The organism is Rothia sp. HMSC058E10, from assembly GCF_001809415.1.
GTDB lineage: Bacteria > Actinomycetota > Actinomycetes > Actinomycetales > Micrococcaceae > Rothia > Rothia dentocariosa.
The window spans coordinates 10,733-36,829 of record NZ_KV797640.1; the positions used below are offsets into that span (position 1 = coordinate 10,733).

The window sequence follows — 26,097 nt, forward strand, 5'->3', positions numbered from 1 at the left end:
CCCCCCCCCCCAGCACCAAGTACTGCTGAGGGTCCCCAGATACTCGGCGAGCGCTCCACGGTGATCGCAAGGTCGTCTGAAAACTTAAAATATATTAACAAACCGCCCTCGCCCCCATACATCATCAAGATGTGGCTGACTGCGTTTTACGTTTCACAAAATTACATATTTGGAATTTCGAGAACACTCTCATTTTTAGTGCTTGAATCGAAAGAGAAAAAATACTACCCTGTTTTCAAATGACGTTGAATAAACGACCAAAAACCAAGAAAAACAACTAAAACCCAATAAATACAACTTAAGGAGACAGCATCATGGCAAAAGATTTGAATGTGTTCGATAAAGAGTACGGTCTTTTGATTAACGGCGCGTGGACGAGCCCCGGCACGCTTTTGGATTCCTACAATCCCGCCAACGGCGAAACACTGGCGAAATTTACCGACGCGTCCGACGCTGATGTCGATGCCGCCGTCGCCGCCGCGCAGGAAGCGTTCAAAACATGGCGCAAGACCACCACAACCGAACGCGCCGCCATACTCAACAAAATCGCCGATGTGATTGACGAAAATTTGGAATTGTTCGCCTTGCAGGAAACGCTGGACAACGGCAAACCCATCCGCGAAACCCGCGCCGCAGACATCCCGCTGGCTTCCGACCATTTCCGTTATTTCGCCAGCGTCATCCGCGGCGAAGAAGGCACCGCAACCCAACTTGACTCCGAAGACCTGTCCATCGTATTGCGCGAACCTATCGGCGTCGTCGGTCAGATTATTCCGTGGAACTTCCCCTTCCTGATGGCGGCTTGGAAAATCGCACCCGCGCTCGCCGCAGGCTGTACCATCGTCATCCACCCGTCTTCCAGCACTTCGCTGAGCCTGTTGTCGTTCGCCCAAAAAATTAACCACCTGCTGCCTAAAGGCGTGCTGAACATCATTACCGGACGCGGTTCGAAATCCGGCGAATACATGCTGCACCACAAAGGCTTCAACAAACTCGCCTTCACCGGCTCAACCGAAATCGGCCGCCGCATCGGCATCGCTGCCGCCGAAATGCTCATTCCCTCTACCTTGGAGCTGGGCGGCAAATCCGCCAACATCTTCTTTGACGACATGCCGTTCGACAAAGCCCTCGAAGGCGCACAAAAAGGCATTTTGTTCAACCAAGGCCAAGTGTGCAGCGCCGGTTCGCGCATCTTCGTACAAGAAGGCATTTACGACAAATTCGTCAACGCCTTGGCGGAAGAGTTCAAGAAAGTCAAAGTCGGACTGCCTTGGGAAGACGATACCCAAATGGGTTCGCAAGTCAACGCCGGTCAGCTTGAAACCATTTTGAAATATGTCAAAATCGGTGAGCAGGAAGGCTGCCGCATCATCACCGGCGGCAAAAAGCTCGAAGGCGAGTTGGGCAAAGGTGAATTTGTCGAGCCGACCTTGATCGAGGCTGACAACAACAACGCCCGCGTTGCTCAAGAAGAAATCTTCGGCCCGGTTGCCACCGTGATTAAATTCAAAACCGAAGAAGAAGTCGTCAAAATGGCCAACGACAGCGAATACGGCTTGGGCGGCGCTGTTTGGAGCAAAGACATCAACCGCTGCCTGCGCGTCTCCAACGCACTGGAAACCGGTCGTGTCTGGGTGAACTGCTACAACCGCCTGCCCGCAGGCGCGCCGTTCGGCGGCTACAAAACTTCAGGCATCGGCCGTGAAACCCACAAGATGATGCTCGCCGCCTACACGCAGGTGAAAAACATCTACATTTCCACCCGCGAAGAGCGCGAAGGGTTATATTAATTGCCTGCTGAACGCTGATTGATATGGAGAAGAGGTCGTCTGAAAATCCGGATTCGGGTTGAACTGCCCCCCATCTTGGACGCTCATAAAAACCTCTTCAGGCGCTCCGCATAAGCTGGGTTCTGTATGCAACAGAACCCAGCTTTTTCAATTTCAAACTGCAGCGCTCCCGCAGCCCCCCCCCTGCGCTACATGCTTTGAACCATGAAATGGTCGGAAAGTAAGTTCCTATACCCCGGCGTACGATATAGTACGCCTTGGTCGGAGTGCAGCATCGTTCCTTTGCCGACAGGCTTTGTGCAGCATTTTCTTCACCATGTCGCTGTTGGCCCTGTGGCTCAGGACGTAGGCGACAATTTCGCGGTTGAACAGGTCCACTACCGGTGAGAGATACAGTTTGCCGTCGCTTTGGCCAACACTACATTCTTACAGATTTTCCAGATTTGAGGCGGGCACGCAAGGAATCCCAAGGATTTCGTTTTTGCTCCTCTGCGCCTGCCGCGCGCCGCTTCACCGGCAGCGCCGCCGAAGCAAGCATCAAAAGCACACAAACCCAGAAGATGACCTGCAGCTGATTCTTATAGGGTGCATCATAGGTCAAATTCACCTCATATGTTCCTGCGGGCAGAACCGTCTTAATGTATCGCCCCGGTCCGGCAGACAGCGCCATCGCGTGGCATTTCTGGGTGTTTTCAGCATCGCAGAGTTTGCCCGTCCAGCCGGTGTAATACGATTCGTTCAGGGCGACTTCGGTTTGATGCTCAACCTCAACCCGGTACGATATCTTGCCGAACCTGCTGTACGAGAGTGGGGTGTACTCTAACCCTGCGCAGCGGCCTTCCTTGAGACAGGCATCGGAAAGATCCGCGAAGGACCCGCCCGAAAGCGGCACCACGGCACCGGCAGCGGCATAGAACCGAATAAAATCATTACCCTTTTCGCCTTTGAACGCCTTATGCTGTTCGCGCAGTGCCGAGCTTCCTTGAACATTGGCGTATCCGCTCAGGGAATCGGTGCAGGTGAAGGCGCCTCCCAGAGCAATATTATCGTGGTCCCAATCTTTGACGGGCTGATCGGAAACGCGACGTTCAGGGCGACGCGTGTAGTTCTGCTCGCACGCCTGGTTTTGGTGCATAAGCTGCGAAATCTCAGCCCCGTAGTGCCCGACCTCAAGCCGTTCACGCGCCGAAGCCCACGTGCTTGTCACCGAGTAGGCGAAATTCAGCCCGGAGGCTACCGACAGGCAAAGCATCAGGACGCCCAAGGTTCGGGCTGAACTCTGCCGTGCAAACCGCCATAAACCGTGCGTATAGTTCGTTACAGCAACCGCCGTTAGAGCAAAAAGTACCACCGGCACGAGCATCAGCACAAGGCGAGGACCGCTCAGATTCCACGACAGCGACAGGCCGAAAATCACGATGGCGGCAGCAACAATCGAGCATCCCACCAGGATGCGACGGCGCGACACGTTGCCCTCAAAAAGCCGTTTAAGCCCCAGGCTGCCCAGAATAATCATGGTGAGCGGAACGAAGTTTTTGAAATCGTTAATCCAGAAACGGCTCAGGCTCATACCCGGAATATTCCACAGAAGCTTAGGGGCGAAGGTCGCCAGCCCTAATAGCAGAATTGACAGCCCACCCAACAGATAGAGCGGCAGGTTACGCCGTGAACGCCACGGCACGAAGGTGAGAGCGAGCAGAAGCGGAATCACGATAAAGAAGGGGCGCATCGCAATATCCGAGCTCATGGCCGGGTTATCGTACGGGTAAATGAGTGAGGCCAGGTTCGGGAAAGTCAGGTGAATGCGCTGCGGGCTCCAGTCGCGCTGCCCGGTTCCCGACAGTAGCGCCGGAACATATTTGACGACGCTCAACGGTACCGCAATGAGGATGCTGACGATGACACGCCATATCCAAGCGCGGCTTCGAGAGACGATTATCCACCCGATGCCCCACCCGCCAACGCACACGGCAGCAGCGATAAGCTGCCCCGGGTATATGCCAACGAAACTCTGCCATAGAATCAAGACTGCAAGCGGAATCCCGTAGCGTTTATGCCACGCCCATAACGGGGAGATGACAAGCAAAACCCAGGGCCAGTAGGCGGCGGCACGGTGAAAATCCAAGAATTGGGCGTTTGCAAAGATTGCCGGGGCAAAGAATTGCCCCACGAGGGCGATCAGCGAAACGAGATGATGCCCGGTCAGCTGACGGACCAATATGTACATGCCCACCGCGCCAAGACCCGCGAGCACCGCCGACGTGATAGACGATACCGTAGGACTCCACGGAGAAATACCGTTTGCGATGCCCTGCGGCAGCACATACGATCCGCCCTGAATATTGCTCCCGGCGGGGCGGCCCATCCAGGTGTAGGCAACCCAGTCGGGCGGGTTGAAAATCCCGCCGTTATTCCACCAATAGTAAGAATCTGAGAGGTAGTGGGCATTCGCATCGCCGTTAACCACCGTCAGACGCATGAAGTATGACCAGTAGGTGATAACCTCAAGCGCGATTACAAGGAGTGCAACCTGTATGCCCTGGCGTGCGAGAAGATCACGGATTTTAGTCTTCACGTGCCCCACCTAGCTGGTGCAGATACTCGGCGAGCGCATCGCGGTGATCGCGAGGGGTGAACCCGGCAGCAATAAGCTTTGAAAGATCCAGGGCAGAGTTGGCGGGGCGCGGGGCGAAGACCTGGGCGTTGGCGAAGTATTCCTCAGTGGTGGTGTCACTTACTCGGGCGGCATCGTGACCGGTGCCGGTGTAGACGGCTCGGGCTAGGTCTGCCCAGGTGATAACCTCGCCGCTATTTGACACATGGTAGGTGCCGTAGGGTGCACCGGTAAACAGCAGATGCAGTGCTGCCCCCGCCAAGTCTTGGGTGAAGGTGGGGCGCCCCCACTGATCCGACACGACGGCAGGATCCACGCCGCGTTCGGCCAGCGATGCCATAGTCGCCACAAAATTTTTGCCCTCGCCAACCACCCAGCTGGTGCGCAGCAGGTAGTGTTTGCGCCACGCGGTCGCGGCGCTCTCCCCCGCGGCCTTGGAGGCACCATATACGCTCAGCGGGGCGATGGGATGCTCCACCGAGTATTCCTGCCCTACCGGCAGAGTTCCGTCGAAAACGTAGTCGGTGGAAACGTGCACGAGAGGAAGATTCGCTTCTTCGCAGACGCTCGCTAGGGCGGCGACTCCGTGAGCGTTGGCGGCCCAGGCTTCGCGGCGCCCCTCGAGGGTTTCGGCGTTATCCACTGCGGTGTAGGCGGCGGCGTTAATGACCGCGCGGTATGACCGCCAGCGGAAGGCGTTTCGCCATTTTTCGGGGGTACCGAGATCGAGCTGATCACGATCCACCGCCTCAAAGGGGATATTCTGCGCGGTCAGCTGGCGCACGAGTTCACGCCCGAGCTGCCCGCTTGCACCCACAATCAGAAGAGGGTCGGGGGTAAGCGGGGTGATCTCATGTAAGCGCGGGTGTTTGCGGTCCTTCTCGGAAAGCTCAGCCTGCGCCAGGTCGATAGGCCAGTCGATGGCGGTGCTTTCGTCCGCGAGGTTCAGGAAGCTGTAGGCGGTGAGAGCATCCGCCGACCAATGATCGTTTACTAAGTAGGTGTAGGCGGTGTTTTCCTCTAGGGTTTGGAAGGCGTTGCCAACCCCGCGCGGAACGAAGATAGCGGTGTCGGGACCGAGTTCGACGGTCACGACCCGTCCGAAGCTCTCCCCCGCACGCAAGTCTACCCAGGCGCCGAAAATTCGGCCGCTCGCCACCGAAACGTATTTATCCCAGGGTTCGGCGTGAATACCGCGTGTGGTACCCACCGAGGTGTTAAAAGAAATATTATTCTGCACCGGGTCAAAATCGGGCAGACCGGCGGCACGCATTTTCTCACGCTGCCAGTTTTCCTTAAACCAGCCGCGATTATCGCCGTGCACGGGCAGATCAATGACGAGCAGCCCCGGTATATCGGTTGCCCTTACGTTCAGTTCTTTCGTCATTTACTGCCCCGCCTTCGCGTATTTAGCCTCAACTTCTGCTTTGAGCGGTTCCCACCAGGAACGGTTATCGGTATACCACGCGATGGTATCGGCAAGACCCGCCTCAAAGTCGGTGAACTGCGGTTCCCACCCGAGTTCTTCGCGCAGACGGGTGCCATCAATGGCATACCGCATATCGTGCCCAGGCCGGTCTATCACATGTTCAAAGTCGTTCTCGTCTTTACCCATGAGGCGAAGAATAGTGCGCAGCACGGTAATGTTATTCTCCTCACCGTCTGCACCGATGAGGTAGGTATCGCCAATTTTCCCAGATTCAAGGATGCGCAACACCGCCGAAGAATGATCAGATGCGTGAATCCAGTCGCGCACGTTCAGGCCCTCGCCGTAGAGCTTAGGGGTCAGCCCCGAGAGGATATTCGTAATCTGCCGGGGAATAAATTTTTCGATGTGCTGATACGGCCCGTAGTTATTCGAGCAGTTCGAGATGGTCGCCTCAATCCCGAAAGAACGCACCCAGGCGCGCACCAGCAGATCCGACCCTGCCTTGGTGGAAGAGTACGGGGATGACGGATTATAGGGCGTAGTTTCGGTGAACTTTGCGGGATCATCCAGCGCCAAATCACCGAAGACTTCATCGGTTGAGATGTGGTGATAGCGGGTTCCATGCCTGCGTACCGCCTCCAGCAGGGTAAACGTGCCGACTAGGTTGGTGTGAATAAAAGGTTCTGGGTTCGCCAGGGAGTTATCGTTATGGGATTCTGCGGCGTAATGGATGACTGCATCCGCCTGCGCTACGAGCTCGTCTGTGAGTTCACGGTCTGCAATATCGCCAACCATAAGATTAAATCTGGTGCTGTCAAGACCATCAAGCGAGGTTTTATTGGCGGCATAGGTCATTTTATCGAGTACTGTAACAGTGTGTTCAGTATTATCCAATAGATAATGAACAAAGTTAGAGCCAATGAATCCGGCACCGCCGGTAACGAGTAAGTGAGACATACTTTAGATTTTAGCGGTCAAAACCGAGTAATTTATACACAGGTTACGAGAGAAACATGACACAATAGATATTATGAAGGGAATTATTCTTGCCGGTGGTACCGGCAGTCGTTTACACCCCATCACTCAGGGTATTAGTAAACAACTCACTCCGGTTTACGATAAACCAATGATTTATTATCCGCTTTCCACTCTTATGCTGGCGGGAATTCGTGACATTCTTATTATCACAACCCCCGAAGATCAAGAACAATTTAGACGTCTTTTAGGGGATGGAACTCGTTTTGGTGTACATTTCGACTATAAAGTGCAACCTTCACCTGATGGTTTAGCTCAAGCATTTATTTTAGGTGCAGATTTCATAGGCGATAATCCCGTTGCACTCGTTCTAGGTGATAATATTTTCTATGGTCCCGGTTTAGGAACCCAGCTTGGAAAATATGAGCAAAAAGACGGTGCAACCGTTTTTGCTTACCAAGTTGCAGACCCGCGCGCCTACGGAGTAGTGGAGTTCGACGAAAATTTTCACGCCGTCTCCATTGAAGAAAAACCGCAGGTACCGAAAAGCGATTATGCTATTCCGGGACTATATTTCTATGACAAACATGTTGTGGAATATGCGCAAAACATTAAACCTTCTCAGCGTGGTGAACTAGAAATTACCGACCTCAATCGTGTATATCTAAAACAGGGTAAACTAAAGGTTGAGGTACTGCCACGAGGTACAGCATGGCTTGATACCGGCACCTTCGATTCACTCGCAGATGCCAGCAACTTTATTCGCACCGTCCAAAAACGTCAGGGACTTTCTATTGGATGCCCTGAAGAAATTGCATGGCGCGCAGGTTGGTTAAGCAATGATGATCTTCACAGTATCGCCACCAAATTCGCCAAAAGCGGTTATGGGGACTATCTGATGCACCTGCTCAAATAGTCACAAAAAACTCACTGCCCCACACGGGGTTCACCACTCAAACTCAACACTCTGGAGCAAATTCAGAAATGACAATTTTAGATTTTGTGCGCACCACAAGAGCCAATCTCGTGTTGCTCATTGCTGGCATCGTAATCGGTGCCATCGCAGGGCTCGGCTATTCCCTGCTGCAGCCTAAAGTTTATGCCGCCAGCGCCTCCGGGTACGTGACCGTCGGTCAGAGTGGCACTATTGACGTACTATCCGGCTCAAACGCAGCAAAAGAACGTGCCCGCTCATACTCGGCAATCGTCTCATCAGAAGCCGTCGCCAAGATCATTCAGGAACAGAACTCTAACCTGAGCATCGGGACGATTCGCGGCAGCCTGAGCGCAACTACCGAAGAAAACAGCTCACTCATTAAGGTGCGGGCGACCGCTTCCAGCCCAGAACAGGCACGGGTTTTGGCGAATTCGGCGCTTCACGCCACCGCTCAGTACATCGAAAATATTGAGAAGAACGGTTCGGGGAACAACAGTACCGCTACCCCCACGCCTGCTGGGGAAGAAAACCAAGAAAGCGCTCAGAACAAGGTTTCTTCAACCAACCCGTCCGATACCACCAATACTCTGATTCGTGTGATTCCGCTGGATAATGCCAGCGTGAACCCGCCTCTCGTATCGCCCAACTACATGCAGAACGGCCTCATCGGTGCCGGTGCCGGGCTGGTGCTCGTGTACCTGGCGATCTTCCTGCGCCGTTCTGTGGATCAGCGCATCCGCACCCGTGACGACGCTATTAAGGCGACAAACAGCAATATTCTGGGTGTGCTGCCCGTCAGCGATGATCTGGCGGAAGAAAACATCGTGCGTGCAAGCAACGATGACCATATTGCCCACGAATCTATCCGTCAGCTGCGCACGAATCTGCGCTTCGTGAATATCGATAACCCGCCGAGCTCCTTCATTGTGACCTCCGCAGTTCCTGGCGAGGGTAAGTCTACGGTCTCGCTGGCGGTGGCGCGCTCTATGGCAAGCTCGGGGCAGCCGGTCATCCTGATCGACGCCGACCTGCGCCGTCCCACCGTCGCGAAGAAACTGCACATTAACGCCAAAATTGGTTTGACACAGGTTCTTGCCGGTCAGGTTGATATTGCTGAGGCCGTGCACCAGGTAGAGGATTCCAAGCTCTTTGTGCTTCCCGCCGGGCGTATCCCTCCGAACCCTTCCGAATTGTTGGGTTCCGACAAGATGCGCCAGCTTATTGAAGAGCTCTCCAAGGAATTCCTGGTCATCGTGGATGCTCCTCCGCTGCTGCCGGTGACCGACGCATCGCTGCTCTCCCACGCCGTGGACGGTGTGATTATGGTCGGCACCGTGGGCAAGAGCCACCGCGAGCAGATGACCGAGGCGGTTGCCGTGCTGGAGCGTGTGAATTCACACCTCTTCGGTGTGGTACTCAATAAGGCTCCGCGTAAGGGCCTGGGCAATTCCTACTATGGATTTGGTTACGCCAATAGTTATGTAGGTTATGCCAGCTACTACGGTTATTCCAAGGATGGTAAAAAGAAAGTTTCTTCCGGCGCGCACGGAGCTTAAGAAAATTTCTGAATCAGATTCTTGAGTATAAAGGGCGGGAAAATAGGTGGACTATTTTTCCCGCCCTTATATTCAAAGGTTTTCGTTGTGTGAAAGGATATCGTGCACACTACACCGCAGCACAAACCTGGTACGCCGCTCAAGGCGCGTATTATGCTGGCGCACGCCTACTTTCAAAGGCTCGCGAATCTTCACGGAATAGATATTTTACATATCAAAGGATATGCGTTTAATTCCGAAATTTTTAAACCCGATAGACATAGCACCGATGCAGATCTTTTAGTACGGCCTTCTCACGTAAATACTTTTGTTCACATACTTTTAGCTGACGGCTGGAGTATTCAGGCGCATTTTGACACCGGATCCGTTTTTGAACATGCAATGACGCTTTATCACGAATCTTGGGGTCTCACCGATATTCACCGTTTCTTTCCGGGGCTCGGAAAAGATCCCGAACGTGTTTTTCAGCAGCTCTGGGCGGCACATATGCAGCGTGAGATAGCGCACCGTTCCTGTGCCGTACCCTCGGTGCTCGATTCCCGGCTGATTGTAGTACTGCACCGCGCTAGGGCTAGTTCCACTTATGACCCGGATCTTGAGTATCTGCGCGATATTCTCGACTCCTACGACTGGGCTAAACTGCGCGAACGCGCCGCCGAGTTGGATTCTTCTCTCGCCTACGCCGCCGCAATGGGTGGCTTAGAGGCGTACCGTCACGAACGCGACTACCTGCTATGGAAGTCGGTTTCCACGCGGGTGCCGAGCTATATTCAATGGGTGGGCAGGCTGCGGTCGGCACGTGGATTCGCCGAGAAAATGCGCACGCTCAAGAATATTCTTATGGTCAATCAGGATCATTTGGCAATGGAACTGGGGCATAAACCCACGCGCGCCGAAATTCGCACTAGGTTCTTTGAGCGTTTTGGGTTGGGAGGCGGCTCCCGATGAGCCCTACTACCGCGCCGGTGAGGTACCGCATCCCGGAGTACGTTGCTTTCGTACACGCTGAGGAGATTTCTGAATACGCTTCCGTCACGACGTATCTTGCCGACACACGGACCGCACAGGTTTCGGTGTTGGAGGGGTCAGCATCCATTATTTGGGGTATTTTTGAGGAGCCGTTTTCCCTGCCCGAGGCCCTTGAGCTGATCGCCGAACTTACCGAGCAGAATCCAGAGGATATTCGCGGGGAAGTTGAGGATTTTGTGCATCAGCTAGTCGAAGACGAGCTGCTGGAAGCCGTCTAAATCCGCCCTGCCCCACTATATGAAGAGCCTTGAGAGTAAAGATCTTTACTCTCAAGGCTCTGTGTTTACGCCGGATAGGTTAGGTCTACTTACCTGAGGATGCGGTAAGTTCATCAACCGCCTGGCGTATTTCGTCGATAAAACGTTCCTCGCTAAAACGCGCGATATAGTTCTTAATCGCCTGCTTATCCCACTCTTCGGGGTTGAACTTCCGTATCGCCGCCTCAATCTGTTCCGAGGTCGGCTGTTCAATAAACACGCCGTTGAGGCCTTCGCGGATGGTATCGAGGTACCCGCCCGCGCGGTATGCGATCACCGGTTTTCCGCTTGCCCCGGCCTCCAGCGGGGTAATGCCGAAGTCCTCATGAGATACCGCGAGAAGTGCCAGACAATGCCGGTAGGCAGAACACAGCTGCTCGTCAGAGATCCCGGAAATAATGCGCACATTGGGCCCCGAGAGTTTGAGGAGCTTATCTTTTTCGGGTCCATGCCCGATAATCAGCAGCTTCTTACCCGCTCGATTGCACGCTTCAATCGCCTCATCCACGTTCTTATAGGACATCAGACGTGACACCAGCAGAAAGTAGTCTGCCGCAGCCGTGAATTCCTGCAGACCCGCGATCGGTTCTTCCACGCGGGTTGCACCCCCGCAGTAAGGCGGGAAAATAATGGGTACGTCTTTGCCGTACACCCGCGCAATACGTTTCTGAATTGCGGTCGAGTTCGCCACGTAATGTTCCGACCGCGCCGCCGCGCGCTGATCCCAGAACCGCAGCAGCGGGTTTATCACCCGTAACCCCACCCCAATCACACTGTTCTTTTTCTCGTCGCCCAGGTATTGGTCACGCAGGTACAGCCAACGCGCCGGGGAATGGCAGTACACCAGTTTCTCGCCGGTGAATTTGAACCCGTGCGCCCATCCCGTGGTCGAAACCACCGCAACGTGCGCCGGAACTTTCAGGCAGGACGCGGTCAGCGGCAGCAGCGGCAGCGCCAGTCGGTGGTAGCGCCGCAGCAAGCCCACCCGATTGAGCGGACTGGTGATGATAGTCGCATTCTCAAACTCGGGGAAAGTACCTTCAGGATTGTAGAGGGTCGTGTAGATAGGGGCCTCAGGGAACGCCCGGTGCAGGGCCAGAACAACCCGCTCCGCCCCACCGCGCTGCGTTAAATAGTCGTGAGCGATAGCGAGCCGAGGGGCGGTGGCAGAACCTGTATCTGCCAAACCTGCAGGCTGAGATTCCGCCGATGCCGGGAATTTTTTCGAGGCCAAAGAACGAATGTGAGCGGATGCGCCGCGCCAGGATTGTGCTACTCGATTCAGCATTAGAACACCTTCCGTGCACGCTGCGGGTACTTCACGCCTGCGTAGGATGCCGCCTCCACCTGCAGCGCCACCAGCTTCTCGGCGATCTTCGCGGGAAGTTTCAGGAGTACCGCATCGAGAGTATTGCCTATCCGCCGAATATTTGCCTCGGTACTGACCACCGCGAGAGCCTTCACCGCTGCGCCCCAGAGCCCGTCGGGGTTGGGAGCCGCATGCGCATCTTCGCCGTGTTTACGCACGAAAATGGTGCGCGCGCTGCCCGCGTGCAGGGCGCGGAGAGCTCGCACGGCGGTCGTGGTCGCCTCAGCATAATGCTTCGTTTCAACCGCATCGGAAATTATGATTTTCCCGCCGGCATCAGCGATCATCTTACCCAGATCGACGTCTTCCCAGCCGTAAAGACGATAGGCGGGATCGAAGCCGCCGATAGTTCGGTACAGCTCTGCAGAGACGGACGAGTTTCCATTCCAATAGTGCCAACGCTCGGATTCGGGGGTGCTCAGCGCCGCTTCCTTAAACTTTGCGTCGTGGTAGGTTCCGTACACCTGAGAGTAAGCGGTCTTGGGGAAAATATTGTTCAGGGTGCCGATCACCCCGTCATAGTCGCGGTGTAAGCGAAGGTGGTTCGCCACATAGTCGGGCTCGGGTTCCAGATCGTCGTCGCAGCGAATCAAAATATCCGCATCCGCCGCATTATGCCCGGCGTTGAGAGCCGCCACACGCCCAAGATTTTCGGGGAACACAATCTTCGTGAGGTTCAAGGTTCCGCGGGCGATATAGTCGTCAACAACTTTTTCGCTCTGGTCGATGTCACCATCGAGGACAACGATAACTTGAAAGTCTCGTTCCGTCTGAGCAGAAAGCGCGTCTAAGGGATAGTGTAAAACCCCTGCTCCACCCCGCGACGGGATGATGACGGCTGCTTGATAGTGAGCCATAAACTGTCCTGTAGTTGTGAGAGTGAGTATTTGGCGGGAACAAGCGTGGGCATAGCGAATGCACTAGAGATATTTCTCTAAAAGGTGGCGAACTCGTTCTCTGCCTGAGTCGGGTGAATATAGTTCCTGCCAGCGCCAAAATGCCGCAGAAACAATGTCATTAAGAATATCAGATTCTTGATAGAAAGCCTGAGTTAAATGTCGAATCTTTTCAACGAGGGCCGAGGGATCCTGGGCGGGGTAAATATACGGGTAGTCCTCCCCCACGACTTCGGGAAGGGCACCCGCATCGCTGACGATCACCGGCACGCGGGCACTCATCGCTTCCGCAGCGACAAGCCCAAAGGATTCCGGGGCTTGCGAAGGCACTACCAGCAGATCGACCGTGTCGAAGAGCTTTTGCGGGGTGCTCCAGCCGAGACGATCGGTATAGCGTTCAATATTTTCAAGGGCACGGGACACTTCGCGTTCTTCCTCAGCGGAGGTGAAGACGGGCGCTCCAGCAACCACGAGGCGGTACTCGGGGACGGTAACAGTACTGTTGAGGCGCTCGATCGCCTGGCAGAGGACACCAACCCCTTTGGAAGGTGTGAGTCTGCCAAGGTAGCCGATGCGCACCACCCCGGGGACGGTGGATTTCGCCAGCGAGAGAGGGACTTCCTGCACCCAATTGGGAAAGACGGTCGCACCGGGTACGGATGCCGCAACATACTCGCTGGGAACGAGAGTTTGAAGGGCCTTTTTGCGGGCGAACGGTACTAATTTAGCGTTGGTACCCGTCGGCAGCTGATGTAGGTGCACGATGCGCCCTGCCCGTCCCCCGGTAGCGGCGGCAGGAACCAGCCCGTTACACCACAGGAGCGCATCCCGGTGCGCCCGGTGCCAGAGCCGCAGCTGAACCATATACTGCATGCGCGTTTTGGCGGGCAGTACGATGCGTGTGAACCCTTCATCGGCGGCCGCTTCAATGAGATCCGGCGGGTTTGCCGGACCGATGATGACAACCTGGTACCCCAGCCCTCGCGCCGCCCGAGCGATATTCAGGAGCATGACTTCGCCCCCACCTATATCGCCGTTATTGGTGGCTAGATAGAGTTCTTTACTCATCTCGGGTGTATCTTTCTAGGTTTTCAGTACCGATATGCCAATTATCATAAGTGAATAGTCACACGTTTGGCGTTGGTTCTAGGAGTTTTTGATCCGGTTCGCAATATAGGCGGTGATTTTTTCGGGTGATTTTGGCATGTCGATACGCCGGTCTACCCCCACGAAGTTTTCCGCCTCATACCCCGGCATGCCAAGTTCTCTGTTCCGGGAGATGGCACCCGCGCGAACCGCATAAGCAATGACAATTGCCCAGGTAAAGGTGTAGAAGACCTCGCCCAGACTCAAACCACAGACGAGCATGGCTATCGCTGCACCCTGTCCCACTCTTTCTTCGACGGTCCAGGAGGTTTTTGAGACGAAGATGCGCATCCCCACGATAATCGTGATAGCGATGACGAAAACTGTCCAGACCCAACCGCCCTCGGTACGAAGCACTAGATAGGAGTTGTGATACACCCAGTTCCTATCCTGCAGGGGCGCGTAGGCTTCTCCAAGTCCGCTTCCAAAGAACCCCGCAATTTCGGCTTTTTCTTGTGCCACCGCATCAATACGTTCACGAAGCATATCGGAGCCCACACGCGAGGCAAACTGCCCTACCTGGGCATAGTCTGTGGCGAGTGTCTGCACAAGCGCCCAGACCCCACCCAACAGGAACATCCTCACCATAAAGTTGAATCGGGAAGCGAGCAGTACCCACAGCACGCCTACCAGGTACGCCGTGATGGAGGTACGCGAGTTCGTTAGCCACACCACCGAAGTTCCCAGTACGAAGGCGAAAATACGCTCGGGCATAGTGCGCATAATGGCGAAAGCGAGTACACCGAAGATAGCGTACGCCAGGCCCGCATAGTTTTTATCGTGGAGGAAACCCACCAGAACGTTGCCATCCGAGCGTTCGGTAATTCCCAGATAGAAGGCGGGAACGTTGATCAGAAGCGCCGTGAGGTATCCTGCGATAGCGGATCTAAAATGCAGCCGCCCCTCGGCAAGATTCCACATCAGAATGGTGGTGAAGATCATGCGAACTAAGCGTTGTCGCCAGTCGAAAGCATCAGCACTGGCGGTATGCAAAAGCGATACGAACATCATGTAGACCAAGCCCAACCACATAATAGTTTTCAGAGATTTAAACCTGCCAAGTTCGTACTGTGCAGGCTTGGTAAGCCCGTAGAGTGCGCCGATAACCACGGCAATCTGGCTGAGGGGCTGGTTAATGACCGGCAGCACGGTAGCGAACACCATGGCACCGAAAATTACGAATTCGGGTATGCGCAGCTGATTGCTGTTGTCCCGCACATAGTCACCGCTCTTTTTGAGCCCGTGACTAACGCGCGCAGAGAGGTTTGCGCTATCGTTCCGGTGCTGCGAGCTAGGCGATAGCGATGTTCCTAGGTGAGTGCTCATGCTAGTCCTTGATGCTTGTGTGTTTGAGTGTAGAGTTCTGCGATCTGCGCCGTCATCTCGGCGTTGGTTACCCACGTCCATGCTGAAGGGGCCGAGGCTTCACAGTTCCGCATAAGAGCTTCTAAAACGCTATCACAGAATGCGTTCTGGCGGCGGTTAACAAGCTCGTTGGGGGCAAGAATTTCGGGGTTTCCGCCCACGTCGGTTGCCACGGTTTTTAATCCGGCGGCTTTAGCGTCCAAGAGCGTATAAGAACAGTTCTCCCAGAGGGATAGCTGAACCACCATATCGCTGCGGCCCATCGCCTCTAGGGGATCGACGAACCCGCTGAAGGTTACGGCATCGCTGATATGCAGCTCCCGCACCTGCTGCGCCAAGGTATCGGCAAGGTCACCTTCCCCCGCGATTTCAAGGTGCGCCTTGGGGTACACGGTGCGCAGCTGGGCGAATGCTTCTATCAGCACGTCAATACCTTTTTCGGGCGAGAGCCGTGAGAGCGAGAGGATGCGCGGCGCATCCGGTTCGGTCAGCACGCGGTGCTTGTGTACGGCGGTGCGCAGCCGGGGCGCATCCACCCCGTTATAGATGATGCTCACCCTGCGAGCGCCCCATTTACGGCGCATCTGCTCGGCGGTAGAGCGCGAGACGGCAATAGCCGCATTGGTGCCCCACAGACGCACCCGGTGCACCTGTTCCATGAGCTTAGAACGCCAGGAGGTGCCGTGGTAGACGGCATCATCCCCCGCGATTCCGTGCTCGGTAGTGATGAGCGTGGGAACGGTCAGTGAACGGTTGGCAAGCCGCCGCATCTTGAGGGAGTTGACGGCGGCGGCGGCGATAACATCCGCATAGGCAAGGTGACTGTGCACGATAGCGGGCTTCTCTCGTTCAATAACGTGTGTGAGCGAGGCGAACGAGGTTCTAAAACCGCGGCTCGGTCCGAAGGGTACGGCGTGAACGGGAATATTAAGCTCGCGAAGGCGCTCGGTGAGTTTTCCCTCGGGCGCGCAGACAACCAGGCGATACCCGGGAATACCGGTTTGGGCAACGTCAAGAACATGTCGCGCCACTCCCCCGAAGTCGGGAACCGGAACAACCCAGAGCACGGTCAAAGTCTTGGCTGTACTCATGCCCTCACCAGCTTTCGTGTCAGAACGTTACGCAGGGCGGCAGAAACTCGTGTCTCAACCGTACTATGCACGCACCACGCCCAGAGTAGAACCAGCGCGAGAGCCAATATGCGCGCGCCCCACGCCCCCGCCCAGGGGTAGAACATATCGATCAGCATATAGCCAAGCATCGCGTGCCCCAGATACAGGGGGTACGATATTGTGCCGAGCGCGTGCAAGGGTCCGCGCGCCAAAAACGGCACATGGCGCACATAGATAACGGCGAAAAACACCGCACATATGATGGCGACTCCCACCCCGTGGGCGCTATCGTGCATGAGGAAAGCATTGATAGAGGCCGCCGCAGCGCAATACGGCATCAGCCAGGTAAACCTGCGGTCGTGGCTGTACATAAAGAACACCATGCCCAGACTAAACAGAGCCGCATGCTCGGCAACCACGCCCCACACCAGCATTTTGGGGGCACCCGTCAGGGACGCCTCCGGGTGAAATATGCAACAGATGAGCAGCCCTAAGGTTGTCCAGCAAAAAATACCGATCGTGATCTCGCGGCGATATATTTTTCCACGCCGCACAGCCAGGTAGAGACCCATAAGCAGATAGAACTGTAACTCAATGGCGAGCGTCCAATACACCTGATCAACATTATCGACCAGCATAAAACGCTGCATCATCGTCGCATTAACCAGAGTTTGCGCCACCGTAATATCCCTGCCGGGATTACCGTAGAGAAAATACACAGCCGCAGCAACCGCAAGCGCTAACCAGTAGGTTGGGTACAGACGGGCGAAACGCGAAATACCAAATTTTAGGGCGGAACCGCTTTTGATAGCGCTCAACAAAATCACGTACCCCGAGATGATGAAGAAAAGCTGCACCCCTAGTTCTCCGAACGGAATAGAGTACGGTTCGGGGGCGATGCGCGGGTAGTTCTGCACGGCGGGGTACCCGAAATGGTAGGCCACAACGGCCAGTGCCGCTATTCCGCGCAGCCCGTCGAGTTCGCTAAATCGTCCGGGGGTGATAAAGCTGTTATCGAGTACTTCGCCGGGTTTTCGGGCGTGCTGAACGGTTCTTGGTGGTGTCACGAAACCGACCTACAGCCACTTTTCGAGGCGGTCTAGGGCGGTGAAGAAGCCTTCGCCGTTATTGATATGCCCCTGCCAGATCTCGGGGATAAACGATGCTTTCGGCGCCAGCTCACGCAGCTGCTTGCCCAGTGCAGCCCAATCGACATCGCCTTCGCCTACTTGCACGCCTTCGCCATCTACGCCGATACCGTCGACGAGGTGCAGGTGGATGGAGCGCGGCGCCAGCTGTGCTACCGCCTCCGACAGAGGAATTTTGAGGAAGTTGCATGCGAGCATGGTGTGTGAAATGTCCAGGCAGAGAGCGCTGTCGTAGGCGCGCGCGAATTCGGCGGTATCCTGCGGGTCAAGGAAGAGGTTGTGGTACTGCTGCCCACCCATCAGCCAGGGGTAGGGCGGCAGAGTCTGTGCCGCCAGGCGCACCCCGGCGGTATCCAGCCGTCTCAGGGCTTCGCCGATGCGCTCGTACTTTGCGGCACGGGCGCTCGCCGGGATGTGTTTGTCTTTGGTGAAGCCGCCCATCGTGACGACCATAACGGGGTCTTCGTCCACCGTGAAGTAGCGGGTCAAATCGCGGGTAATGTCGATGGTGCGCTGCACCTCGGCGATGGAGCGTTCCCAGACTTCGGGGTCGCGGGAGGCCAGATCGACCAGAAAGTCCCCGGCGAAGAGGTCAGGCAGGTGGGTCGTGAAGCTCATGGGCAGTTTCTTCTCAAAGACCTCGTCAATATTGATATCAAGGTCTTTGTAGGAGAAGTGGAATTCGAGGAAATCCGGTGTTGCCTCTTCGATCAGGGGTTTGTAGTCGTGGTACCGTACCGGCAGACCCCAGGGGCGTTCAAAGGTGAAGTCGCGCCGGGTTACGAGGTCGTCCTTCAGATCGCCCTCAAAAAAGAACGATCCTTCTTCAACGTCGCGTTGGATGGTACGCCCGAGCAGCTGCGGAAGGTAGTTCGGTTGCAGGCCCCGGCCGGGCGACTTGACGGCCACATCCGCCTCGGTGATTACCTCACCTTTGGCTATGCTGCGGGTTGCAACCAGTGATTTGGCCAGGTTCACGCGGTTCATCAGTTCACCGGTGGAAACCTCGCGGGGCGCGGCCGTGCCGATGGATTCCTCAATGTCACGAATCTGCCGCACCATCGCCGCGAACTCTTCGGGCAGCAACGATACAGTGTGATCGTTGCCTTCCAGAGTTTTATCGGTCGTGAAATGCTTTTCGATAATCTTTGCACCGCGCGCAACAGCGGCCACGGGCACATGGTAGCCGCGTTCATGCCCGGAATAGCCGACCAGGCATTGGCCGATCTCGGCGAGACGGTCCATATACGCCAGATTCACGTCTTTGAAGGGTGCCGGGTAGGTGGATTGGCATTGCAGCAGGGCATAGGATGCGCCCGCCTTGCGCAGCAAGTTCACCGAGTCCAGGATTTCTTCTTCGCGGCTCATACCGGTGGATACCAGCATGGGCAGCCCGCGCGATGCAACATCGCGCAGCAGTTCGTGGTTCGTCAGGTCTGCGGAAGCGATCTTCATGCCCGCAATACCGTAATCGACGAGCGCCTGCACGGATGGAGCATCCCAGGGGGTGCACAAAATATCCAGACCATGCTCTTTGACGTGGTCGAATACCTCGTACATCTGCTCAACACTCAGCGAGAACCGTGAGAGCAGATCCAAGGTGTACTGCACACCCAAGTCTTCGCCCGCGGTGGCGCCGCCGCGCTGGCGGTAGAGCGCATCCAGATCGCGCAGCTGGAATTTCACAGCGTCCGCACCGGATTCCACCGCGAGGTCCACCAGCTCTTTCGCGAAGTCCACGCTCCCCTGGTGGTTATTGCCGATCTCGGCGATGATGAAGGCGGGCGCATCCTCGCTGATGGTGTGCTTTCCGATGCGCAGCACGTTCTGCTCGTCCATTGCCAACGCCACCAGATGACCGCGTTCGTCGATAAGTGGAATATGCTCGATACCGCGCGCAAAGTAGCCGCGTAAAGATTCGGGGTCGCTATCGGCGGGGGCGGTCTGCGGGTTCGTATTCGCCGCCGCCAGTGCGCTGGTCTCTAGGGATGCGGTGGGGTTGGCAATCAGCCAACGTCTGAAGTCCCCGTCCGAAAGCGAACCGCGCAAAATGCCGGATTCGTTGACGAGAAAGATGATGCGCTGACCGTTGGCAGAAATTTTGTGAAGCGCAGTCAGAATCGGGTCTTCGGCGAAGACCACATAGGGCGCGATATTACGTTCGATAATCACGGTTTATGATGCTTTCTTCAAGAAAACTTGTGTTTAGTGAGAGTGAGTGTTGGGTCTTTTGACGCTGAGGCTTAGCTTCTTACGCCGGGTTGGCTCTCAAGAATTTGCTTGAGCTGATGCTCGGCGACCGAAAAATCAATAGGAGCATCAATATCGACGCCCTCGACCTCATGAAGCGTGAAAAGATCAATGGTTCCTCCAGGATACCCCGCCAGACGGTTGTGGTGCTCGGTGTACACGTGAGTTTTGGTGAGGTAGAGCGAACCGTTCTCCCGGTACCGGAAGGTCTCCTGTGTGAGTTCTTGGCGGCGCGGGCGCGCCATAATCTCGAACTCTGCGGTAGGTTCGGCATCCGGGTGCCACCGCCAAATAAACGGGCCGATCGGGATAACCCCAACCAATGAGTCTTTGCCGTTCTCGGCGAATTGACGCACCGCGCGGGCCAAGGTGCCGGGCAGACGTACCGGGCTGGTGGCTTGCAGCAGCATGACCGCATCCGGCGCCCAGCCCTCGCCCGTATAGAAGTCGATGGCGTGCTCGATCACCGGTTCGGTGGCTGTGGTATCTTCGGCAAGATGCGCGGGGCGCATAAACGGAACCTCGGCGCCGTAGTGGCGGGCGATGGCGGCGAGTTCTTGGTCTTCGGTTGAGACCACGACCCGCACCTCGTGCTCCCCCGCCAGTTCGTCGCGGGCGGCGAGCGCCTGCAGAATAGTCCACGCCACCAGGGGTTTTCCGGCGATCTCGCGCAGGTTTTTACGCGGTATACCTTTGGAACCGCCGCGCACGGGAATAACGCAGAGAACGCGCATTAGTATGCCTCCAGGTAGTCGATGATGAGCTGAGCGATAGTGTGGGCGGGCTCGACTGCGGGTTGTTCTGGCGCCGGCGTGGGGTCTTCGCCCCAGCGGTTCATGCCGTAGCGTGCCCAGAATTCTTCGAGCCAAGCGGGTGGGTTCGGGTGGTATACCCACGCCGGAATACCGCGGATTGCGGCCTCAAGCACGCCGGTTGAAAAGACTGAGACCACCGGGTTCGGCACCTCGTTCAGAGGCGTAGTAGAGCGGTCTATGGCGATGCCTTCTATCTCCCAGAGCGTGTGGATGGCGCGGGAGAGTTTATCGGTTTCGCTCGGATGCGGCCGGTAGATGCCGTCGTGGTGTTTCAAAAAGCTGTGCGCGGCGCGGGCGAAGGATGCGCGTGGTAATTCCGCGCCGTGCATCTGCCCCAGAAATAGGATTTTGCCCAGGGATTTGGTGGTTTCACCGTGCGTATTTTGGATAGCGCGGTAGAGCAGCTGTGAGCCGACGGTATGCGTCTGCACGTCGCGGCGTCCGGAAGCCCAAAATTGGGCGTCCTCGTCGCTGAAGGCGAGCAGAGTTGAACCGATGGGCAGCGGCGGGGCGTGCGGAACCAGCAGCCCGTGCTGTACTACCCAGTAGGCTATGCCGCGTTCGCGGGCGAATCGGTAGGCCGCGTGACCGCGCGGCAGGTAGTGTCCTAAGGACAGCACGAGGCGCACGCCGGGTAGTTTTTCGGCGAGCTCATCGGCGCGTATCGGGGTTGCGGTCCAGTCTTTGCGGCTATAGCGTGTGCTGGCGTATCGTCCGTTGAGATATTCTGAAGCGTCACTCGGGCACCAGAGCGCGACCCCCACCCCTTCGAGGTGTTTGAGCGGTTCCAGCAGGGCGTTGCGGCTTGTGGGTGAGAACGAGTCGAGCACGATCAGTACCCGCGGTATTGCCCCGCGCGTATAGAGCATGCCGGAAACCATGTCCTGTTGGGCACCTCTGCGGGCGCGCACCATATTCTGGGCGCGTCCTTTCACCCAGCGCAGAGTGTTTTGGCGCTGCTGCCAGGCATGCCAGGCTTCGAGATCGACGGGGTAGTTTAGGCCCATAGTTTCTCCAAAATTTTGACGCGATCATCGAAGGTATGCTCGGCGAGGGTGCGTCGCTGCCCGGCCTCACGGATTGCATGCGCCCAGCGGGGTTCACGAAAGATGCGGGCGCACAGGTCAATAAGTTCTTCGGTACTCTCGTAGACCAGTACTTCGCGCCCGGGTTCGTAGTAGCGCGCCACATCGGCCCGGTCGATCAGGTGAAGTGCACCCACACCGGGGGCTTCGAAGGTGCGCATCGTGAAGCCGTCTTGGTTGTGGTGGATATTCAGGGTCGCCGGTGACGATGCCATGACCCCGTAGGCGGCGGATCGGTCGATATCACGGTGTGCGGGAATTCCAGTGCCCTTGAATCTGCGGGTTCGGGCTATATCCCAGGGGTGGCGCGACCAGTCTCGCCCGTAGGCGCGCACGGGTATCCCCGCCTCGTGCAGGGCACGCAGCGTATGCTCACGGTTGGGGTAATTCGCCCCGACGAAACTGATGGCGTCTTCGGTAACCGGCGCGATCGTGCAGTGCGAATCGTAGGCGTTGGGCATATCCAAGACGGCGTACCCTAGGGAGCGCAGGTATTCGGCATCCTGCGGGCTATAGCTTGCGAGCGCTCCGAGGCGCGGTAAATCTTCCAGGGTGTATGACATGCGACGCAGCTCGTCGTAGAGCCAGGTTCCGTAGCGCACCCCGGATTCTTCAAGTTTTTGCCACCAGGTATCCCCCAGCAGGTCCCCTTTGATGACGAGCACAATATCGGGGCGATACTCCTCAAACGCGACGATAGCACGAGCGGTCGCCTGGGCTGCGGCGGATGCGGGCCGATATTTTTCGGGCAGTTCGTGCGCGAGTTTATTGCGGATACGGTCGGCAACTGTGCCGGGAGCATCGTAAATATGGGTGCGAACCTCGTATCCGGCAACGCTTAGCGAAGCCTCAATAGCCTTCCAATACCCGTGGAACGCTGGCGAAACCAGCAGAATCGTGGGGGCTCTCATCTCGTGTATCCTTTGTGGTTCTTCTCTGTCCTGTGATCCTTCGTGCGGGAAAGCCAGGTTCGGCGCGGTTACCCGACTAGTTTTCGTGCCGTGTTCCCCGCCGGATCAGCTCTAGTTCGTGGTTCAGAATCTCGCGCGGGTTCACTCGGTGATTTCGCAGGGACCGCACCAGGTTGAAGCCGTAATTGGCGTAGCTAGTGAGGGTTAGGGCGCGCCGCAGATTCTTCTCGAAACCCCATTTTTCGGCGTAGATAAATCGTGCGGTGGTAAGCCATTGGCGGCGTCGGGCTGAGGGGCTGGATGCCCCTCCTTCGTGGGTGACCGTCACCTCGGGCACCAGGATGCGCGGCACCCCAATCTCGGCAAGGCGGCGCTGGAAGTCTACTTCTTCGCTGTTCATGTAGAAGCGCTCGTCCATGCCTTCTACCCGTTCGTATACAGTGCGGGGCACCATCATGCAGGCGCCCATAACCCAGTCGGTTCCGTGGGGCCTCAAGGCGGTGCAGGCACTTATATCGTGCCCTACCCCGCGATGCCACAGGCGCGTGGGTTTGAAGCGTGCCAGGGGTGTGAACCATTCCCACGCGATATGCCCCACGGTGGGGAATTTTCGGGCTACCCACTGGTGTTTTCCGTCGTGACCGACTACTTGGGGGCTGGCGAGCACCTGCGGATAGGCGGCGAGCGCCGTAAGCATTGAGCTGATGAAGTTTTCGTCGAGTTCAAGGTCGCTGTTGAGGATTATCAGCCAGTCTCCACGTGCGCGTGCAGCCCCGGAGTTTACGGCGCTGCCGAACCCACCGTTGCGCTCGCGGCGCACGATGCTCACGCCTTCAGTGTCGGGAAAGGGTACGGGTGAGCGGTCGTCAGAAACGATAATCTCAAGATTTTCGGGGGTTATTCCCCGCTGCGCGCGCAGGCTGGCAATTAAATTCAGCACGGGAGCAGGTTCGCCATAAAAGGGAATAATGGCGGAGATAGTTTCTGCTGACGAAGTCACAAAAATGCTTTCTGTTGCGGTTTACATCTATGTTCCGGTCATCAAACATTGTCTGTAAACGTATGTGTTTATTCGTGAGGAAACTCTCGGCATACTGCACATAGTTGTTGCCGTCATATCCTCGTGAGTGAGTGTTACTTTATAATTCTAATATAGTATCGACATATCAGGTGACTACACAGCGTAATTTTGCCTCATAATAAAGGTATTGCGTGTGTAAATCCCAGGGAGTTATGTGTGAATCGTCGTTCTGAGTCTGAAGATAAAACCCGGTTAACAGAACTTGAGGGTATGCGCCCGCCGCATGTTGAAGCTTATTTTCGTGTGATGGGGTTTTTACGCCCCGGTATTGCACGGGTTTTGGATACAGTTCGCCACTCTCGCGAGAAAGTGTATATTGCGCCTCCTTTTTCTCGCGGCGGTAATTGGCTTTATCTGTTGGCGGCCGTTGATGCTGACCGTCGCGCCGATGCTGGGGATTTTTCATATATGCTCAATACTGCTGGTTTAGAACCTTGGCTTACAGAATTTCCTGCTTTGCAGGAACTCATGATGGATCCAAAAGATTTTAAGTTTTTACACCGGCGTTATTCTGGTCTTGATACCAATGTAGAAGATAGTTTTGCGCCCGGTTCTCTTGAGATTTTTGCCCGTGAACGATTACTTTCTTCTGAGAATTTTAGGCAGCACATTCTTACAGTAGGCAATATTGTAGGAAGCAATACGGTGGTGCTCAGTATTCGGCGCGGTGATTATTATTCTGTTCCCGCAATTCGGCAGCGTTACGGTATTAATACTGTGGCCTATGTACGTGAGGCCCTGGATCAGGTGCTTAAACGTATGAGTCCCAGTAATTTTGTGGTCACAAGTGATGATCCGCAGTGGTGCCGTGAAAACCTGAGTTTCCTCGAAGATATTGCCCCGGTAATCTACGATAAGACCGGCGAGGGTATGTTCGCGGATTTAGCGGTTCTTGCGAAGGCGCGCTGGCTTATTCTTACGAACACTACGTTCGGGTACTGGGGTGCTTATATGGCGCAGGCAGATCACCCCGTTGAGGTGTACGTACCGAATGCCCACGAGTACGATGCGAAAACCCGCCAGCCTATCGTGGTGCCCGGAACTATGCGTCCGCATCCGCATTTTTCACGTTGGCATGCGGTTAAGCCGCCGCACGGGGGAACCTGGCTTCTGCCTGAAGAAGGCGATACCGTGTAAAACCCTATACTTCACTCTTTCACAACTCACTCATACTCAAGCACGGAAGATAACCCATGAACATCAAATTTCTCGCGCCGTTTAAATTTTCGCAGCGAATCGTATCTAACTCCCGTAATTTTTTCTCTGGACGCCTTGAAAAATCGCGCTTTAAAGCCCGTTTTATAGACCCGACGGTTCGCGGGCTTCGCACTGGAAAACATCGGCTTTTTCTGGCGCAGCGCGATCTGCGTACCCGGCGTGAGGCACGTGCCCTGCTGAGCTCGGGGGATTTTAAGAACCGTTACCGGGAGCTAGAGAAAACCTTTGAGCTCCCTCCCCTGCCCACGACCAAGGGCGTGTGGGCGGTCGCGATGGTCAAAAATGAGGCGGATGTGCTCGAACGTTCCCTACGGCACCTGCATGCCCAGGGGGTGGCGCGCATCCTGGTGGTCGATAACGGTTCAGATGACGGTACTTTTGAGCTTCTTCAGCGACTTAGCCGTGAACTGCCGCTGAGCGTGGGGCGCGATCGGGAGCCCGCCTACTATCAGTCCGAGAAAATGACCTATCTGACCCATCGTGCCCAGCGAGCCGGTGCCACCTGGGTAGTACCTTTCGATGCGGACGAGTTCTGGTTCGGCGTTGAAGGTACGCTTGCCGAGGTTCTGTCCACCAGCAAAAATACCGTGGAAATCTCGCAGCTCTACAACCTGTTTCCTACGGCCTCGGGAGACCTGGTGCTCGATACAACCGCGCATTTTGACCCTAAGGTGTGCTTTAAATCCTGGCGGTCATCGGTCGTCACTATGGGTAATCATCGGGTGCTTCGGCCTGGGGCACAGGGCACCGATCGGGTGGTTATCTTACATCTGCCTTGGCGTTCACGGCAGCAGCTGCAGCGCAAGCTCATGCAGGGGGCAAAGGCGCTTGAGCTCACCGATTTGCCGGAAGATTTGGGGTATCACTGGCGTAAAAATGGCGAGCTGAGCGAGAAACAACTTGCCGATATTTGGTTGGATCTTATCGCGGGCAGGCCCATTCCCGTAAATCTTGCGTGGCAGCCGCGCGGAAGCCTCTACCCCCTAGGCAGCGATATACCGCAGGATGCGCACAGCCTTAAACCCTTCCTTGAAGCCCGGCCGAAGACTGCCTAAAACTAGCAATAGACCTGTGCCCGCCTTCCCCAAGATTGGGAGGCGGGCACAGTCCTACT

At 56.0% G+C, this 26,097-nt stretch carries 22 protein-coding genes and 1 pseudogene; 8 read left to right on the plus strand and 15 right to left on the minus strand.

Features of this window, described 5'->3' with window-relative positions; all coding sequences use genetic code 11:
- Both HMPREF2609_RS11040 and HMPREF2609_RS07525 read left to right on the plus strand, forming a co-directional pair.
- Positions 1-243: hypothetical protein (locus HMPREF2609_RS11040; protein ID WP_210391463.1), on the plus strand; the 243-nt coding region annotated here is incomplete at its 5' end.
- 71 nt (positions 244-314) lie between these two features.
- The gene (locus HMPREF2609_RS07525) at positions 315-1,790 is read left to right on the plus strand and encodes an aldehyde dehydrogenase family protein (RefSeq protein ID WP_070536169.1); all 1,476 of its coding nucleotides are present in this window, start codon (positions 315-317) and stop codon (positions 1,788-1,790) included.
- A 228-nt stretch (positions 1,791-2,018) separates the two neighbouring features.
- Here HMPREF2609_RS07525 and HMPREF2609_RS11260 read toward each other — a convergent pair.
- The 4 genes and pseudogenes from HMPREF2609_RS11260 to rfbB form a co-directional block, all read right to left on the minus strand.
- A pseudogene (locus tag HMPREF2609_RS11260) lies at positions 2,019-2,189 on the minus strand (DDE-type integrase/transposase/recombinase); the annotation flags it as partial.
- A gap of 19 nt (positions 2,190-2,208) precedes the next feature.
- Complete coding sequence (locus HMPREF2609_RS07530; protein ID WP_070536170.1) at positions 2,209-4,365, minus strand: Tat (twin-arginine translocation) pathway signal sequence; 2,157 nt, start codon at positions 4,363-4,365, stop codon at positions 2,209-2,211.
- Complete coding sequence (gene rfbD, locus HMPREF2609_RS07535) at positions 4,355-5,791, minus strand: dTDP-4-dehydrorhamnose reductase (protein ID WP_070536172.1); 1,437 nt, start codon at positions 5,789-5,791, stop codon at positions 4,355-4,357. Before rfbD ends, HMPREF2609_RS07530 begins: the two co-directional genes overlap by 11 nt.
- Entirely contained in the window at positions 5,792-6,790 is a 999-nt protein-coding gene (rfbB, locus tag HMPREF2609_RS07540) for a dTDP-glucose 4,6-dehydratase (protein ID WP_070536174.1), read from the minus strand.
- Positions 6,791-6,863: 73 nt separating this feature from the next.
- On the opposite strand from rfbB, the gene rfbA reads away from it, so the two are divergent.
- From rfbA to HMPREF2609_RS07560, 4 genes are all read left to right on the plus strand, one after another.
- Positions 6,864-7,724, plus strand: coding sequence for a glucose-1-phosphate thymidylyltransferase RfbA (rfbA, locus tag HMPREF2609_RS07545; RefSeq protein ID WP_004006131.1), 861 nt, complete (start codon positions 6,864-6,866; stop codon positions 7,722-7,724).
- A gap of 68 nt (positions 7,725-7,792) precedes the next feature.
- On the plus strand, positions 7,793-9,301 hold the full coding sequence (locus tag HMPREF2609_RS07550) for a tyrosine-protein kinase domain-containing protein (RefSeq protein WP_070536176.1): 1,509 nt from the start codon (positions 7,793-7,795) through the stop codon (positions 9,299-9,301).
- 102 nt (positions 9,302-9,403) lie between these two features.
- Entirely contained in the window at positions 9,404-10,249 is an 846-nt protein-coding gene (locus HMPREF2609_RS07555) for a nucleotidyltransferase family protein (RefSeq protein WP_246825617.1), read from the plus strand.
- Positions 10,246-10,548 carry a PqqD family protein gene (locus HMPREF2609_RS07560; RefSeq protein WP_070536177.1) on the plus strand — a complete coding sequence of 101 codons (303 nt, stop codon included), beginning with the start codon at positions 10,246-10,248 and terminating at the stop codon, positions 10,546-10,548. Before HMPREF2609_RS07555 ends, HMPREF2609_RS07560 begins: the two co-directional genes overlap by 4 nt.
- A gap of 85 nt (positions 10,549-10,633) precedes the next feature.
- Here HMPREF2609_RS07560 and HMPREF2609_RS07565 read toward each other — a convergent pair whose 3' ends face one another.
- The 11 genes from HMPREF2609_RS07565 to HMPREF2609_RS07615 all read right to left on the minus strand — a co-directional run bounded on the left by HMPREF2609_RS07565 (position 10,634) and on the right by HMPREF2609_RS07615 (position 23,684).
- A complete protein-coding gene (locus HMPREF2609_RS07565) occupies positions 10,634-11,875 on the minus strand; it encodes a glycosyltransferase (protein WP_070536179.1) in 1,242 nt (413 codons plus the stop codon).
- Positions 11,875-12,813, minus strand: coding sequence for a glycosyltransferase family 2 protein (locus tag HMPREF2609_RS07570; RefSeq protein WP_070536183.1), 939 nt, complete (start codon positions 12,811-12,813; stop codon positions 11,875-11,877). The genes HMPREF2609_RS07565 and HMPREF2609_RS07570 overlap by 1 nt, the downstream gene beginning before the upstream one ends.
- Positions 12,814-12,876: 63 nt before the next feature.
- On the minus strand, positions 12,877-13,920 hold the full coding sequence (locus HMPREF2609_RS07575; RefSeq protein WP_048751369.1) for a glycosyltransferase family 4 protein: 1,044 nt from the start codon (positions 13,918-13,920) through the stop codon (positions 12,877-12,879).
- A 78-nt stretch (positions 13,921-13,998) separates the two neighbouring features.
- The gene (locus HMPREF2609_RS07580) at positions 13,999-15,324 is read right to left on the minus strand and encodes an ABC transporter permease (protein WP_070536186.1); all 1,326 of its coding nucleotides are present in this window, start codon (positions 15,322-15,324) and stop codon (positions 13,999-14,001) included.
- Positions 15,321-16,454 (minus strand): glycosyltransferase, encoded by a 1,134-nt coding sequence (locus HMPREF2609_RS07585; protein WP_070536189.1) that lies wholly within the window; start codon positions 16,452-16,454, stop codon positions 15,321-15,323. The genes HMPREF2609_RS07580 and HMPREF2609_RS07585 overlap by 4 nt, the downstream gene beginning before the upstream one ends.
- Entirely contained in the window at positions 16,451-17,542 is a 1,092-nt protein-coding gene (locus HMPREF2609_RS07590; protein WP_070536191.1) for an acyltransferase family protein, read from the minus strand. The genes HMPREF2609_RS07585 and HMPREF2609_RS07590 overlap by 4 nt, the downstream gene beginning before the upstream one ends.
- Before the next feature lie 9 nt (positions 17,543-17,551).
- On the minus strand, positions 17,552-19,795 hold the full coding sequence (locus HMPREF2609_RS07595) for an N-acetylneuraminate synthase family protein (protein WP_070536193.1): 2,244 nt from the start codon (positions 19,793-19,795) through the stop codon (positions 17,552-17,554).
- A 71-nt stretch (positions 19,796-19,866) separates the two neighbouring features.
- Positions 19,867-20,607 (minus strand): acylneuraminate cytidylyltransferase family protein, encoded by a 741-nt coding sequence (locus HMPREF2609_RS07600; RefSeq protein ID WP_070536195.1) that lies wholly within the window; start codon positions 20,605-20,607, stop codon positions 19,867-19,869.
- Positions 20,607-21,695, minus strand: coding sequence for an RNA-binding protein (locus HMPREF2609_RS07605; RefSeq protein ID WP_070536197.1), 1,089 nt, complete (start codon positions 21,693-21,695; stop codon positions 20,607-20,609). Before HMPREF2609_RS07605 ends, HMPREF2609_RS07600 begins: the two co-directional genes overlap by 1 nt.
- Positions 21,686-22,684, minus strand: coding sequence for a CgeB family protein (locus tag HMPREF2609_RS07610; RefSeq protein ID WP_070536200.1), 999 nt, complete (start codon positions 22,682-22,684; stop codon positions 21,686-21,688). Before HMPREF2609_RS07610 ends, HMPREF2609_RS07605 begins: the two co-directional genes overlap by 10 nt.
- 76 nt (positions 22,685-22,760) lie before the next feature.
- The gene (locus HMPREF2609_RS07615; RefSeq protein WP_070536202.1) at positions 22,761-23,684 is read right to left on the minus strand and encodes a glycosyltransferase family 2 protein; all 924 of its coding nucleotides are present in this window, start codon (positions 23,682-23,684) and stop codon (positions 22,761-22,763) included.
- 237 nt (positions 23,685-23,921) lie between these two features.
- Between HMPREF2609_RS07615 and HMPREF2609_RS07620 the strand changes: the two genes are divergently transcribed.
- A complete protein-coding gene (locus tag HMPREF2609_RS07620) occupies positions 23,922-24,902 on the plus strand; it encodes an alpha-1,2-fucosyltransferase (protein WP_070536204.1) in 981 nt (326 codons plus the stop codon).
- 56 nt (positions 24,903-24,958) lie between these two features.
- Complete coding sequence (locus HMPREF2609_RS07625; protein WP_070536207.1) at positions 24,959-26,038, plus strand: glycosyltransferase family 2 protein; 1,080 nt, start codon at positions 24,959-24,961, stop codon at positions 26,036-26,038.
- Positions 26,039-26,097 lie beyond the last annotated feature (59 nt).